Here is a 16,241-nt window from a genome sequence, read left to right as displayed (position 1 = left end):
AGGCGATTATAAGTTTTAAGATAACTGTTGTAAACCTAAAAAAAAGAGATCTCGACTTTGATGATTTCTACTTTTATAACTCAGAATACTATTGGGTTAGCCTAATTAACGAAAAAAATCAAAAGAATCGCTTGTTGACTATCTCTTTTACGTAGAAAAGTAATATAATTAGTTATATCGTGCCGGCGGGTTTAGCAAAATAATAAAATTTACGCTCGGTGTTTTTGGGAATTAACTTTTTAAAACTCATTTAAATGAAAAATTATCTAAACAATTAAGTAGGTCAGATACACATAGTGTAGAATACTTTTTTTAGTTGGAAAAAGTAAAATTATTTATGAGTTAATATATTTTTTTAAAAACTTTTGTGTTTTTAATAATGTTTTTTTATTGACTGGGAGGTAATATTTATAGTTTTTGAGTTTCTATGTACCATTCCATTTTTTACACATGTACAATGAAAATAGATGTATAAACAATGCTTTATATACCAAGACTATTAATATATTTTTTATATCCAAGGTATAGGTAAATAAGCTACACTATAAATTAAGGTAGTATTACAGTATCTTTTAGTTGAAAATCGGTAATTAACAGATGTATGATAGTACGATTAACATAATTAAAAATGCAAGAGGTTATAAAAGTATTAAGGAGTAGTTTTTATAAGAGTGGTTGTTTTTAATGATTGTTAAATGAATTTTAATATAATGGATTAGACTTATTACATAGTACGTAGTTTATAGGTTATGATATACATTACCTTAAGAAGTATATTAAATTAATGTGTATAATTGAAAAATGAAAAGCCTCGATAAAATCGAGGCTTTTTGCTTATTAACAGAAAGAAATTATTCTTTAATAATTCTTTCTGAAGTTACTTTATTTTCACTGTCAATAAATTTAATAAAATATATACCGCGTGCTAAATTGCTTAAATCTATAAGGAAGTCACTATTTTTTGTGTTTTCTAAATTAGACTTTTCCTTTCTTTCTTCCACAGAAAAGGAACCTTCTAAGTTAGCTACTTTAATTATTTGGCCTAATGCATTTGAAACTGAATAAGAAACAATTGATTTTGCCGTTTTTACTTGTAGTTTATCCTGTACAGGATTTGGAAAAACACTAAATTCGTTTGCTAACGTCAAACTAGATCCAAAGTTAACGCTATCATTTCCGGTTTGTTTAACAATGTTGACAAGATAGTCTTCTACTTCTCCATATTTAAATGTTTCACATGCTTTAGGTATTCCATTATATTTCATAGATACTCGCATTCTCGTAGTTCCATTTTTGGCATTTTCAGGAATTGTAAATGTACCAATAATTGATGAAGATTTGGAAGGAGCTTTCCTTAATATAGTTTCTTCTACTTCGAAAATACCATTTTGATTAAAGTCGATCCAAACAGTGTATCCCTCTTTAAAAGAGGCTGTTGTCCAAGTAGGGGATATCGTAAGTGCATAATTTCTACTTTTTTTGATATCTACAGATTTAATACTTGATGTAAAATCAGAATACCCTGTACTTGTAATTCCTTCAATAGAGGAATTTGTTATAAGGTCAAATTTATTTTCTACATCGGTAATTACAATTTTACCTATATATTCATCTTCAGTTATTTGACCATTGGAGTCACAATAATCAAATCCATTTGATTTCACTATTACGGTTCTAAGAACTTCTTTTGCAGAATTTCCACTACTATCGCTTACATTATATGTTACTAGGTATGTTCCTTCGATACTGGTATTTATATTATTTTTGATTTTAATAGAGGTTGTTAGCTCTCCATCCATATTATCAAATGCTGTTGCTCCTAGTTCAGTATATTTATTACCGATGCTAAGATTAATTATATCGTTTCCAGTTAATGTTATAATGGGGGGGGTAGTGTCTTTGTTTACAATAATTTTTCTAACAACTTCCTTAGCAGGGTTTCCGCTACTATCGCTCACATTATAAGTTATTGTATAAATTCCAGCAATATCTGTATTGACATTATTATCATTAATATTTATAATTTCAGTCAGGTCACCATCAACATTGTCTAAAGCCGTAGCACCTTGCTCTACATATGTTTGACCGGCATCTAAAATAATTTCTGAACTACCGAATAAAGTTATAACAGGAGGAGTTGTATCTCTTACAATGACTTTTCGAATAACTTCTGTTGCTTTATTACCACTACTATCACTTACATTATATCTTATATTGTAGGTACCAGGTAAGTTTATGTTTACATCGCCACTAATATTAATTGATGAACTTAAGTCTCCATCTGCATTGTCGTGCGCTGTAGCTTTTTGCTCAATATATGCTTCACCAGCATTTAAAATAATTTCGGGTTTACCTATCAGTTTAATTTCAGGGCGAATTGTATCTACTTTAATTATTATTGTATAATCCTCAACTTCACCATAATTGAAAGTCTCACATGGTCTTGGTATTCCTTTATACTTCATAGAGACACGCATTCTTGTTGTTCCTTTCTTAGCACTTGATGGAATCGTAAATGTTCCAACAATAGACGTTGATTTTGATGGAGCTTTTTCAAATACTTTTTCATTATTTTCAAAATTACCATTTTGATTATAATCAATCCAAACAGCATAACCTTCGTTATATGTTTTTCCTAGCCATGAAGGTGTTATTGTAATTGTAGCCTTTTCACCTTTTACTAAATTAGAAGCATGCTTATCTGTATAGTCCCCATATCCTCCATTTTCAGATTCGGTTTTGTTATTAATGCTTTTAAGCTGCACATTACTAATAAATTCTTCATTAGATTTATTCCCTTTAGAATTACAATAAGTTGCTTCTACTACGTTTATCTCTCTTGTAACTCGATTAGCTCTGTTGCCGCTACTATCGCTAACATCATAATTAATTTGATGTGTTCCTAATATAAATGTATTAATGTTAGCATTTGTTGTTATGATTTCACTAGTTATATCACCATCAACATTGTCGTGAGCTGTTGCACCTGCATCTAGATATGATGTTCCCATTTCTATTGTAATTGAAGGTGCACCTTTTAACTTAATTACAGGAGGAGTTGTATCTACATTACAAGAGTTTGGTTTACCATAAAGTCTTTGAATTCCATTGATGTCGTCTTCATGTAGTTTGCTTTTAAATTCGCTGTAAAATGGCGCCATAATAGCACTATTATTATTTGAATGGTGTAAACCTAAGCTATGTCCAAATTCATGCAATGTGGTAATGTTTAATTTTATACCGTTTGTTTCATTAGGGCCTACCCAGAATTCATCATCGTCATAATGCATATCTCCTCCATATATAGGGAAGAAAGCATGAGCTAATGTGTCACCAGGACCGTCAAAAGGATCTCCGTCGCCGTGCTCTCCTTTCTCAAAAGAAATATTTATACCATTGGTACCAACTAAAAAATTTTCAGATTCGATAAAAATTAGTCCGCTAACTTTAGCCCACTCTAGCATTTCTTTGATCATGATTTTTTTCTGATCAGCTTCACTAAGTGAGGTGTTTTTGCTAAAGCCATCGAAGTAGTATTTTACTTTTGTATTACCGCATGAGTCCTTATTCGTCCATCTACTTCCTTGTAAAACAAATCCTGTATTGCTATTTCTGCTTTCTTTATTATGAGTTTTCTCATGATTACCATTTGAAAATTCTGCAGCGGGTCCATAAGGAGTTCCATGACCAGAACAGAATATGTGATTTCTATTAGTAAAGTCAATACTGCTTACATTACGTATCCAGTTAACTGATTGTTTTTTAGATATTTCTATAATGTCTTTTTTTGACATATTCATTAATAAAATATTTTTTGGTAATCCTTTTATTTTAGAGATATCTCTATTTTTATGTTTTGAATTGAATTTCCTGTAAATATTTTCAATTTCTTTAGAAGAAATATTTTTAGATAAATAGATAAGAACCTTTAACTTTTCATTATTTGATTTAAGTCCTTTTGATAAATTAAGATTTTTCGAGAACTTGTCTTCAGGCTTAAGTGTACCAAACCATTTTAAATTAGGTATTTTTTTTAAATCTATTTCTAATGGTACGTGTGCGTAAATTGTATGTTGATCGACGCTATTTAAAGATGTAATAGAAAGTTTTTTTAAGGAATTCAATGATGGAATGGTTTCCTTGAAATTTAATAATAGGTAGCTACTTTTTCTAGATTGAGCTTTTGATGCATGTTTTGAAGTACTTATTACTCTATTTTTAAGGTAAATTTTATCACCTTTTGCTTCACTTTTGTCCTGTGAGCTTGCAGACCAAGACAAAAATAAAAAGAAATTTAAGAGGTAAATGATTTTTCTCATTTTGTTTAGGGTTAAAAAATTTCTTCAAATATAATTTTCAGTTTTATCAATTTTAACATTTTAGCTACGGCAAAAACACTACAAGGTGTTGGTTTTTAGTGTTTTGTGTTTTTTCGGGATAGTTGTTTTTTGGATAAAAAGCGTTTTATTAATATTTAATAAACCAAAGTAAAAGCGGTTACAGCCAAAGAGGTTTAGGAGATTTAAATACCTTGGTTTTACTACGACAAAAACACTACAAAATTTAAAAACTATAATTTTTTTTAAATTATTATTTTCTTATTCTAAGTACGATAAATACTATTAAATACAAGTTAATCCAGTTGAAAATATGTGAGTTAAGGCTTTTTTTAAAAGTTTAGATTTCGAAAAGAGGAATTGGAGGGGCTTAGTTCTTAACTATTGATGGAATTACTTTATCAAATGAAGGTAATTTTAAAAAGAGTAAAAAATTATTTTTTAAAATATTTGAAATAAAAAAATAAATAGGTGTTGGTTGATTAAATGATTTAATCATTATGACACTATAATTTTATAAAGTTATTTTAGAAAAATTGTTGTTATTAGATTAAAAAGAGAAAAGGAGCAAAATCTACTAAAAGGCGAATAAAACCCTTCTAAAAATTCCAACGCTATAGTATATTAGATTAATGCTCCCCCTTACTATTTTATAGATAAAATCTAGTCTAAATTTTTTGCGAATTTAGTGATTTAATTGATAACTTTTAATGCTTTATTGTAGTAAAATTATAAAATTAATCTCCTTAACTATTTTATTAGTTTATTGTTTTGATTATTAGTTTTTTATGTTTTTGTTTTGTTTGTTGAAAATTTTAAATTGTATAATATAAACTAAAAAAAAATACTCAACATTGGTTAAAATAGGAGTAGAGGAGAGTTAAATTAGGTTTTACGTGAATAAATTATTTTAAATTTATCTGTTTTAGTTATTTGATGAAATATATAAATAAATTACAATTTGTAAAGAAAAAGGAGCAGAAAAACTATTAAAATACGAATAAAACCCTTCTAAAAATTCTAACGCTATGATGTATAGATTAATGCCCCTTAGATATTAATAACAGCTCGCAAAAATATAGCTTATTATCCTAAATTTTAACATTTTTGACACTGCTTTAATACTACAAAATGTTTTTTGAAACTAAAAAAACATTTTTTATTTACTGATATTCCGTTGTTTGTTTTGAAAAAAAAGTTAATTAACCAAATTGATTAATAGTATTTTAAATTCAAATCAATTGTCTTTGTATTTTGTCCGGTACAAAAGTATATTTATTTCATATACCATGAATTTATTTCTAATAATTTAACCTTATACAGGTATAGGTAGTTGTAATTTAAATCTGTTTATTAACTATTAAGATAGCTTATGAGGTTATATTAAAATGATCTTATCTTTCGAATAAGAGAAAAAATGAATTATAATTTTTGATCAAATTAACTGTAATCTGTTCGAATATTCCTTATTTACCTATTAATTGATTACCGATATGCATAAAGTATTATTCTAAATAAATTAAACGGTTTAGATTTACCATTCTAAATAATTATAATTAATGAAAAAAAAACAGCACATTTATATTTTTATAGCATACATAAGTTTTTTATCCATTTTTGTTAGCTGTATAAATAAAAAAGCAAAAATTGAAAGTTCGTTTTCTGATGAGTCTTTTTGGTCTTCTAAGTTATTAAATAGTGAGAGAATAAAATTAAAATTTGGAAATTATCAGATAAAAGCATTTAATAAAAGTAGTACTCTGCGAGTATCTGATTTATATACAATAAACGGAAATAAGAAAATAACAAGAACATTAGCGATTGTTAGCTATCCGGAAGAAATTGATAGTATTCTTGTTAAAGAGCATACAAAAATTATTGAAGGAGGATCAATGGGTAAAGTTTTCAAAGACGCAGGCTGGAATATTAAAAAGGAAAGTTATTTTATAGGAACGATTAATCAATCATTTGAAAATGATGATATTTATAAAATAATGGGAGGGATTGAACCTTGTGATTTAGCCATTTATGTATATGGGTTTAACTTAGAAAAGTATGGTGAAATATATAATTATGCATTAATCTCTGAAATATATCATCCTGACTACCTAAAACGAAAGGATCTTGACAAAATTTATAAAAATACGGACAAACATCCAAATAAAATAAATTATGAAAGTGTGTTAAATCAAGTAAAAAAAGAATTAAATCTTATTGATTATAAGTCTATTAAGTATGATAAAGGACGTTGTTCTAAGGAAAATTATTTAAATGCAGTTCCTTTAAAATAACAAAAAATGAAAGGAGTAAAAGTTCTCCTTTCATTTTAAAATACGAGTAAACCCCTTCTTAAATTTAATCGCTTCCTTAATTAATTCAAATCATTATTAGGTTTCTACAAAAACTGTTCAGTTTCTACCTACTAAAACCAAAAACGATGCCACAAAATTGACTAAATTAAATTTAATGGTAAATAAGTAATTCTACTAAATGTTTATAGGGGTAACCATTAATTTAAAGTAATGAAATATACAATGATTTAGATAACTTGAGATCAATGTTTCATTCGAAGGATAAATGCTAATTAAAAATAGATTGTTAATATTTGTTAAATAAGGTGTGTAAAGTTGGTAAATTGGTACTTTTACTTAATTATATTTAAAACATCTATTATTATAATTTTAAGAGTTGTATTTATAGTCTAGGTGGAGTTGTTTTTAGTTTACAGTATTATTACGATTTAAAAAAGGCAATTTTCCTATCAGAATAACATAAAAAATAAATAGAAAACTTCATTATAAAATGATTTAAAATAAAAAAATTGGATTAAACCTAGAGAACTTAGAAGTTCGTTTAATAGGATTCCTATTTTTAGATAGAAAGCTCTAATTTTCTGATAAAGATTTTAATTTATTTAAACAATAAATTAATAAGTTTTTTTTAATCACTTTTACAAGTAGTTATTCTAATTAGTTAATAGCTTTACTTTAAAATAGAACTTGCGTGCTTAGGTGTTATTTATTTTGTACAAACAATTATGAGTAATTCATAAATATGCAATTATGTCAAACAAATACTCTTATATAGACGTGTTATGTGGTATGACTTCTTATTTGTTAGTTGTTATATGTGTTTCTGGTTATTTTAATTTTGATGCTATCTACCAAAATTTAATAGACCTAAATGGAAGAGGTTTTTTTCGAATTATATTTTGTGATATTAGTTTTTTAGTACCTTTACTGGCCCTATTTTTTTTAATAATTACGTTTAGTTTAGTTAATTTTAATTTAGCTATTGGAAACGATTTGCTTACTAAAAGCGAATTTTTATTCGGGATAACAGTCTTTTTATTTACTTTGGCTTTTTTTGAATATTTTAAGTTTTCGTTTTTAATTTTTGAAAATAATTATCGGATTGATCTTTTACATACAGAAAAAAAAATATTTTGGTGTTTAAAAGAATTTTCTTTTAAACAATATGTAAGTGTTTTAAATTACGTATCTTACTTAATAGGTGTTACGGCATTTACTTTAGCCATAGGGGGAAAAAGTAAAAATATAAGTCCTAGTCTACGGGGTTCAGCAATGTCACTCCTTATACTTTTAATAATTTTAAACACCTATATAATAGGTGTTTAAATTGTTGTTAAACTTTTAAAAAGTAAATAAGTCTTATTTAGTGATTTTTTAATTCTGAGCACCAAAATGTTTTTTAGGTATTACATAATTTTTACTTTGATGAAGCTTAAAAAAGAGTTGATTCATAAGGTTTTACTAATAAAATTTAAGAATGGTTAAATCTAAACTAGGAGAAATAATAGCGGAGAGAAAGTTGGAGTTGTCTTCTGCGATTGGAGAAGAATATTTTGTTATCAGGTTGGGAAAGCCAAGACCTTGTCAAGATTCAGAGAAAAATTGGGAATGTCCAGTTGAGTTAAATGGAAGGGTGGTATTAGCATTTGGTATCGATTCCTATCAAGCATTGTTAATGGCTTTCCAAATCATTTCTATTGAAAAGGATAGTTTAAAGGCCGAAAAAAAGCATATATTCAAATGGTTAGGCATGGACGACTTAGGGCTTGACATATAAAATGTTTAAGAAGAGTTGAAGAGTCACAGCTAAATTTTAAATTCAAAAACGATTTTATTCTAGTGGCTTCGTTGATTACTTATATTGTGTTTGTTTAATTTAGACGGAGCAAGGGCGACATTTAGAATTTTAATTTATTAAAATTCCTGTTCAAAAAAGAAAGGAGCAAAAGCTCCTTTCAATATAACGATAAAACCCTTCTAAAAATTCAATCGCTTTTTTTTAGCATTATTATTTAATATTTATTTCTAATAAGATTATTTTATTAATTGTTGCATATGATATTTTAAAGTTAATATCTATTTAAAAAACAAATAGGGGAAGGGTAATATATATATAAGACTGTTTTTCGAAAAATATACCCTAAATAAATTAAATAAATAAAAAATGTTTTTATTTTAATTGTATAATACTAAAAAATAGCTAGATATAGGTTAATTAAACTAAGTGTAAAATGAATTTAAAACTGCGCATTAACTCCTTTCGTGGAGTGTCGGATATAGATAGTTAGAAAGTTTGGTTAATACGCAGAGTATTTATGGATAACAACTTATAACTTGCCCCTTATAACAAGAAAAAGTTGCTACAGCAAAAATACATAAATAATTGAATTAAAAAAGAAATATTAGTGATGAATTTTATGTTTTGAATAGTTGATTATAACAAGTTGGGAGAAGAGAAAGCTGTAATATTGAAAGTATGAAATAATAAGAAATTAGCTAGAGAGAATAGTTAAGTTCTTTAGTATTTCTGATAATAAACTGCGTATTAATTTACTCAATAGCATAGTTTAAAGTTTGGTTAATACGCAGTAACTACAAGCATACAGGCGCAAGATAATTAATTAACATTATTTAAAACAGGTTTGTTTTATCAAATATCAGGTATTAGTAGGTTTGTATCTGAATTTGAAGAGTATAATTCTAATTTATGGAGTTGATAAAATTAATGAAAGATTAAAGAGTTTAAAGGAGATAACGCTTAAGTTAAGATAGAGCTTTAACTAAAAAATCCCGTTCAAGTTAAGAACGGGAAAAACTCATATGATTAGAAAGAACTGCACACTATATTTTAGTAACGTAATGTTTGATTAGTGCGCAGTTGACAATCTATTAGAAAGCAAAAGTATTGATATTAAAAGCAAATAAAAATAGAGAGTTTCCCTCGAAATATACTAGGGAAAATAAGGTGCTTTAATATGGGGGGATTTAAGAAGTAGGTTCTGTTTCTGAGCTAAAGCTGTTTATTTTTAATAAAAGTCAAGTTCAAGAATTGTTGTGAATAAAAGAAATTCTTATTGTTATAATTTTTCTTATTAAGAAAAATAAATGTCTAGTAAATGAAAAAATTTAGTAAGAAAAAAATAGATTGATATAATTCACTCCTGTTAATATATTAGTACGGTATACTTATAAATAAGTATTATTGTAAATACCCGCGATTAAATTAAAATGAAGATCCCGTTCAAGAGATGAACGGGATCGTTTACATAAAAAAAAATAAAATAAAAAATAAATATCTTAGATCTTATCTAAGCATGGTCAAAGAAATTACTATTTATTATAATCTGAAATAGATACCATAACTGATTTCACACTCGGGAATACCATTATAAAAAATACGAGTATTACTGATAAGAGATTGTTTGTTTAATTTAACAATTGAATTAATAACAACTTAATGAAGTGATTAAGGATATTTTATTTAATAAAATTTTAATTTAAAAATTGTAATTCTAACTGGACCCTTTCTTGTCGTTATTAAATTTACGCCTACTGCGACTTATTAATAAAGTAGAAAAGATATCAAAATTAGAAACAGTAGGGATTTATTATAGAACTTATAGAATATAGTATGATTATTTTTATTGATGATTTAAGTGAAATGAGGAGGTAAATGATATTTTTAGAAAATCGTGATTCAAAAAATTAAAGAATACTAATTGATATCATTCTAACTAAGAAAGAGAATTAAGTTTTTTTAAAAAATAGGTTAAAGGATTATTTTTCAATTTTTAATATATATATATCTTAAAAATAAGATTAATTTATGTAAGTTTTTAACTTAATAGCAAAAACTTATTGAAACAGATCAAATGAAAAAATTGCTTTTAAACAAGGTTTATATTAAGAAAAATACACATTGGGTTTACTTTAAGAAATATAGAGCACAAAAGAATATTTTGTTGATATCACTGAAAAAGGTATTTAGTAACTAATTATTAGTCATTTTATTGAATTAGTAGCTTTTAATATTAAATTCTTTGTATGATAAATTTCTGATGCAATTATTATATTGTGAAGTTTGTTTTTATGATTAAGTGCCAAATACTATTAGTTAAAACTGCGCATTAATTCCTTCTATGAAGTTTGTCGGATATGTAAGTTAGAAAGTTTGGTTAATACGCAGTACCCTTAAATTATTAGTACAAATTTAAAAAGATAAAAATTAATTAGAAATAAGTATTTTTACTAAAATAATACTAGTATTAACCATTATTAGGTTAGGTTATTTTATTTTTAAATAAGTTATATTTGATAGTTTTATGGAGGGTTAAATGTTTTTGGTTCGAAGAGTATTGCAACAAGTAATATGATTATCATCTAAAAGAAATTAGTGTAATTTTGAAAACTCACGCTTTTGTTTCTTTGTATTTCTAAGTAAAAATAAATTATTAAGTTAACTCTTAGTTTATCTAAATTTGAAATGTTGTAATTTTTCTGATGCAAAAGTAAATTTGAATAAGGTATTAATTAATATACTTTGCTATTTATAAATGTCTCAGTACTCTCGTTTCTTAAATTACGTTTTAGTTAAAGTTGAATATATATTTAAGGTATTATATATTTTTATTTGAGTGTGAATGAGGTATTTAAATAATTACAATACAGGAGGTTGCTGAAAATCCCTTGAAAAGAGTAAGTAATAACAAATTAAATTTAAAATATTTTGGGTATTAATATTAAAATTATAGCTGGAGCAGACGTATCTTCATCCTCTGTGCAAGCGAGTGGAACAGTTCAACATATAATTACAGATGAAGAGAGAACATCTTTTAAGCTAGGAGATCAGCACTTAAAAGATGCTATTAATAAATACTTTGGTAAAGCACCAGACGATGCATTTTTACATAGTCCTACTCCTTGGGAAGATCTTTATAAAAGGTATAGTTGGCCTGAAGTTCAAGTGGTTTTAGTTGTAGAAAGTGCTGAAATAATAGGAGTTACATCAGAGCCAGTTGTAGTTAAAACACAAGAATTTAAAAATAGTAGTAATCAAAAAGGTTCTTTTAATGCGTCTATTACAGAGACTGTTAACAACACAACATCATCTAATTGGAATACAGGAGGGAATCTATCTGTGGGGCAAAGTCTCAGTTATGGTGTTGAGTTTGCAGGAACAGGTGCGAAGGGAGAAACTTCTATATCATATAGCCAGTCATGGGGAGTTGGTTCACAGGAATCGAAATCAATTACAGTAGGATCAACATCAGGAGTTAGTGTTGATTTGGCTCCAGGAGAGTCTGTTATTGCGGAGCTTTCTGCAAGCCGTGGAGTAATGAAGGTCAGAGTAAAGTACAAAGCATATTTAACAGGTGTTTCAGCGGTTAACTATGATGAATCTTTTAAAGATCATCATTTTTGGAGTATGGATATAAATGCGATAATGAATTCAGCCGGGTTATTAAATTCAATAAAATCAACAGAGGAAATAGAGATAGGGTATTATTCAAACTCCAAAATAGAATTAAAATAAAATATTAAAAAAGAATAAATAGATTTCACTTCATAAAAAATAACTGACTTAGTTGATTTTTTGATCAACTTTCAGAAAATTCTTCTTTAGATAAAAGGAAGTATTACTGACTAATAAAGGAAATATTTAGCATGGTTCTATGTATTATCCATAATCTTATTTTCAAAATAATACCTAGATGTATTAAAAAGCAATCCTTGAAATGAGATGTAGGAATTCCAATAATCTATAGTCAGGTTTTTAACTTTAAAAGGTTGCTTTGTCTTAAATTAATAAAGGCTGTCAATATTGACAGCCTTTATCCCCTTCTAAATTAAACCCTTAGTTAGTTTAATATCAGACAAATATATATATAAATTGCTATAGGTGTCTGGTTTTCAGTGTTAAAAAAAGTTAATGTTTGTGTAGTGGTAATTTTGTAATATATTATCTGATCGAGTTGAGATTGATTAGATTAAAAAATGTTTTTATTTATTTTTTTTGGTTGATAATATTAAAATAGAATTAAAAACTGCGTATTAAACAAAATTATCTTGTAACCTTATAATTGATTAATACGCAGACCACATAATATACTAAATGCAATTTAAATATTTTGATTTAAAAAATAGGTAAGAGAAAATACTGAAGTTTTATTAGTAATAATACTATATTTTGTAATAAAAAAAGAATGCTCCCGAAGGAGCAATCATCCCAATAAATGGTAACAAGCCAATAGAACATTTCAAAAAGGGGAAATTTTGTAGCGAAAAAAACTGTTCTATTTAACTTTAATGAATGCTAATTATTTAAAGGGGTTGTAAATAAAACTATGGGGAGTTTTATTTATTTTTTAAATCTATGGTTTAGTTGAATGAATTCTGCTACATGTAGTATATTTGGTGTGATTTTAGCTTAAAAAAAGAAAAAATATGTCGAAAATGAGAATAGTATTGCTTATAAAGTAAAGGGTTTAATGGTATTTGGCAGTTAATTATAACGGTCTATAGATTAGAATTTAAGCCGATATAGTTGACAGAAATTGTTATCTTTATGAAAAGGAACTGTGCATTAATCTTATTATGGAAGACTATAACTATTAAATTTAGTTAATTAATGCACAGAAATTTAAACGCAACAACAAATATCAACAAATAATCAGTTTTTCTAAATAGGTAATTATCCTTAAAAGTAGATGAGTGTTAACCATTAGCTTGGTAACTTGGAAGTAAATTTTAATAAAGCAAACTTATGATCACATTTTCTTAAATTAAAGAATTATTATACCATGTATGAGATAAGTGTAAGAATAGCTAAAACATTTAATGAAACAGTTAAGGTTAGATAATAGATGCGCTTTTTTTTAAAATTTTCGAAGTGAGATATACTCGAGAAGTATATGCCACCCCAGTCTTGTTTTTTATAGATAATTACACAGTTAATAATAAATAAATGGCTTGCAGTTAATATTCTTGCATGGAAAAATTCGTTAGAATTGTATGCGATAATGAAAGAAGCTATATGTACAATAGCCACTGTTAATTTGGGTAATAAAGACCTGTGTTCTACAAATAAAATGTTTAATAGCCAAAGTAAGTATATAATTTGTAAAAATTCTGGAGCATTTCCGCCCCAGAATTGTATTTCATTATTGTTAGTTATTCTTACACCACTACCATTTAATCTCCATAGAATAATTGCAATCGATAATGCCAGTGAAATAGGTATGCTAAACCAAGCTTTTTTTTTAATTTGAGAGGTTATAAATCCTGTTATTTGTAAGAAGAAAAAAAAACAAAAACAATAATCGATAGTTTTAGACCAAATTGGGATTTCAATGGGAGATAGCTTTGTAATCAAGCATAAGATATTGAAGTAGGTTTCTAAAACTATTAATCTCATTATTTCTGAAAAGTTCTCTGTCTTTTTAAATAAAGGAATACTAACTATCAATATCAATACTGATATTGATAGCTCAAACCATATACTTCTTTGTGCCAATGAAACAATTCCTTGACAATATATTAAAGCCAAAGAGAAAAATAAAATTGATGTTATTATCTGATAATAAACATTTTTATTCTTATTTACGTTTGTTCTTAAATATGGCATAAACACGATTTTTTGGTCTTTTCTATTTCTGTTAAAATATCATTTACACATAATTCTGCATTTTCCATACTCCTCTCCATGGTTGATGGAACGGTCCATTTTTGTTGGCGGTGATTTAGCCATTCCCCAGTAATAAAAATATTAGAGGCTGAGCACGAGTTTGTGAAAATTTTATTGGAATAGGTTGGGTTTTCTAACTGATTTTGAATTAACCAATGAGCAGGTACTCCTTTTGAATTTATGATTTCAGGTCCTTTGAACCAATTTTTATATTTGTGATTATTTATTTTTTCTTTATTCATTATTAAGGCTCCAGGTCCAGATTTTATTGAAGTTAAGAAAAAGGGTTGTAATTCAGGTGAAGATAATCCCATTTGTGCAAGTATTTCTTTATGAATTTCTTGTTCATTACATTCTAATAACGGTTTATTAAATAAAATACCTTTTGACTTTTCCATTTTGGTAGCAGTTATAGAAACGGTTGCCTTTATATTTTTTGAAAAAATAGTGTTATTGTATTTTCCACTATAATATATTTTATAACTAAGTCCCCATGGAGAGTCAATTATGATTCCGATTGATTTATTTTTAAGTTTTGGTGGGATTTCTTTTAAATGTAGTTGAAAACCGTGACTTTTTATACTTTCAACTTTTACTAAGGGTTTTAATTCAGGGAGAATATCTAATGTTTGATTTGGAGGGGTTGCAATAATAAAAAAGTCGGCATTAATAACATCTTGATTTTCTAGAACTGCATATTTGCATTCGGAATTTTGATAGTCAATATCTTTTAAAGAAGAATTAAAATGAAAGTTAACTCCTTTACTTTTTAGATATCGATACCAAGGATTAATCAAAGATTCGTTTATTGGACCATTGAGAGTTATGCTATATGAATTAGGAGATAAAGGGGTAGGGGTTATTTTTTTATTCATCAATAATTGTATAATATCTCCTGTTCTTGTGTTGTCAGTTGCAGCAATCCAAGAGGAGAGAACCCTTCTCAAGAAAGAAGCAAGTAAGGGGCGATAATCATATTCTAAATAGCGTGATATTGGAGAGTCCAAATCTCTTTTTTTTATTTTCTTTTGAGTCAGTCTATTTCTGAACCAATAGATGTCGCTAACAGGTACACCGTCTATAAACATTGACCAAGCAGATTTTAGATTGTACACTGATTCGGTTAGAAAATTAAAGTGTTTTTGTGAAAAGTTTACTGTTCTGCCGCTTTGTGCCCAAACAAATTGAGCTTTTGGAAGCGGTTCTATTTGATAAATTAAATTACTCCCTTTGTATGTAGAAATTTCTTTTAGGGTGTTAAGGAATATTGGGTTTGAAGAGAACATTTGTCTATGCGTCAATTCGTAAGGAAGGCCAGAGTTCATAAAGCCTATACATTTACCTCCAGGTTGACTCCTTGCTTCAAATAAAGAAACTCTTAATCCCTTTTTAATGCATTCATGAGCTGCCTTTAGTCCAGAAATTCCTGCTCCGAAAATAGCAACATGAGACTTATCATCGTAATCTGTCTTTTGTTTAGTTAGTTTTGATAACATATAGTTGATTTATAATGAATACTATTGAAAGTATTTTAATTGATATTCTAACTGTAACTTATGTGGTAACTTAGTCATAAGAACTTACTTTTTGTATGTTGTTGTGACAATCTATTAAGAGGGCAAAGGGAAATATTTATGTTGAGTTAACATAGAGGTTTTTATACATCACTAATTTAGTTTGGTTTATATTACTAATAAATATATATGTTTTTTGATTTTAATTCAATTTGTTTAAAAGATTAGAGGAACAAAAAATATAATTGAAACTTATTTAAGAAATTTAAAACAACTGCTCATCAACATTTTAACTATTTTTTAACGAGTGATAAACAACTTAAATTTTAACAATAAATTAACAATAAATTAACTTATAGTTATCATTAGCTATAAATTTTTATTGAGTTAATTT

7 protein-coding genes are annotated in these 16,241 nt (G+C 27.0%); 4 read left to right on the top strand and 3 right to left on the bottom strand.

Going from position 1 to position 16,241, the window contains the following annotated elements; all coding sequences use genetic code 11:
• Positions 1 to 851: 851 nt before the first annotated feature.
• The gene (locus AC2GW8_RS05075; RefSeq protein ID WP_440881699.1) at positions 852 to 4,319 is read right to left on the bottom strand and encodes an immunoglobulin-like domain-containing protein; all 3,468 of its coding nucleotides are present in this window, start codon (positions 4,317 to 4,319) and stop codon (positions 852 to 854) included.
• A 1,577-nt stretch (positions 4,320 to 5,896) separates the two neighbouring features.
• Between AC2GW8_RS05075 and AC2GW8_RS05070 the strand changes: the two genes are divergently transcribed.
• The 4 genes from AC2GW8_RS05070 (at position 5,897) to AC2GW8_RS05055 (ending at position 12,182) form a co-directional block, all read left to right on the top strand.
• Positions 5,897 to 6,628: a hypothetical protein gene (locus AC2GW8_RS05070; RefSeq protein ID WP_440881698.1), complete on the top strand. Its 732-nt coding sequence runs from the start codon at positions 5,897 to 5,899 to the stop codon at positions 6,626 to 6,628.
• A 771-nt stretch (positions 6,629 to 7,399) separates the two neighbouring features.
• Entirely contained in the window at positions 7,400 to 7,975 is a 576-nt protein-coding gene (locus AC2GW8_RS05065; protein ID WP_440881697.1) for a hypothetical protein, read from the top strand.
• Positions 7,976 to 8,126: 151 nt separating this feature from the next.
• The gene (locus AC2GW8_RS05060) at positions 8,127 to 8,426 is read left to right on the top strand and encodes a DUF6968 family protein (RefSeq protein ID WP_440881696.1); all 300 of its coding nucleotides are present in this window, start codon (positions 8,127 to 8,129) and stop codon (positions 8,424 to 8,426) included.
• 2,949 nt (positions 8,427 to 11,375) lie between these two features.
• Complete coding sequence (locus AC2GW8_RS05055; RefSeq protein WP_440881695.1) at positions 11,376 to 12,182, top strand: hypothetical protein; 807 nt, start codon at positions 11,376 to 11,378, stop codon at positions 12,180 to 12,182.
• A 1,260-nt stretch (positions 12,183 to 13,442) separates the two neighbouring features.
• Here the strand turns inward: AC2GW8_RS05055 and AC2GW8_RS05050 are convergent.
• Both AC2GW8_RS05050 and AC2GW8_RS05045 read right to left on the bottom strand, forming a co-directional pair.
• Positions 13,443 to 14,273, bottom strand: a complete 831-nt coding sequence (locus tag AC2GW8_RS05050; protein ID WP_440881694.1) for a hypothetical protein — start codon at positions 14,271 to 14,273, stop codon at positions 13,443 to 13,445.
• Positions 14,261 to 15,829 carry an FAD-dependent oxidoreductase gene (locus AC2GW8_RS05045; protein WP_440881693.1) on the bottom strand — a complete coding sequence of 523 codons (1,569 nt, stop codon included), beginning with the start codon at positions 15,827 to 15,829 and terminating at the stop codon, positions 14,261 to 14,263. Before AC2GW8_RS05045 ends, AC2GW8_RS05050 begins: the two co-directional genes overlap by 13 nt.
• Between the last annotated feature and the right edge of the window lie 412 nt (positions 15,830 to 16,241).

The sequence above is a fragment of the Tenacibaculum profundi genome (assembly GCF_057162725.1).
This window is presented reverse-complemented; position numbering and strand designations above follow the sequence as displayed.

Excerpts from the sequence above, each read along its gene's own strand:
- AC2GW8_RS05075 (WP_440881699.1), bottom strand. The coding sequence starts at position 4,319 with ATGAGAAAAATCATTTACCTCTTAAATTTCTTTTTATTTTTGTCTTGG.
- AC2GW8_RS05070 (WP_440881698.1), top strand. The coding sequence starts at position 5,897 with ATGAAAAAAAAACAGCACATTTATATTTTTATAGCATACATAAGTTTT.
- AC2GW8_RS05065 (WP_440881697.1), top strand. The coding sequence starts at position 7,400 with ATGTCAAACAAATACTCTTATATAGACGTGTTATGTGGTATGACTTCT.
- AC2GW8_RS05060 (WP_440881696.1), top strand. The coding sequence starts at position 8,127 with ATGGTTAAATCTAAACTAGGAGAAATAATAGCGGAGAGAAAGTTGGAG.
- AC2GW8_RS05050 (WP_440881694.1), bottom strand. The coding sequence starts at position 14,273 with ATGCCATATTTAAGAACAAACGTAAATAAGAATAAAAATGTTTATTAT.
- AC2GW8_RS05045 (WP_440881693.1), bottom strand. The coding sequence starts at position 15,829 with ATGTTATCAAAACTAACTAAACAAAAGACAGATTACGATGATAAGTCT.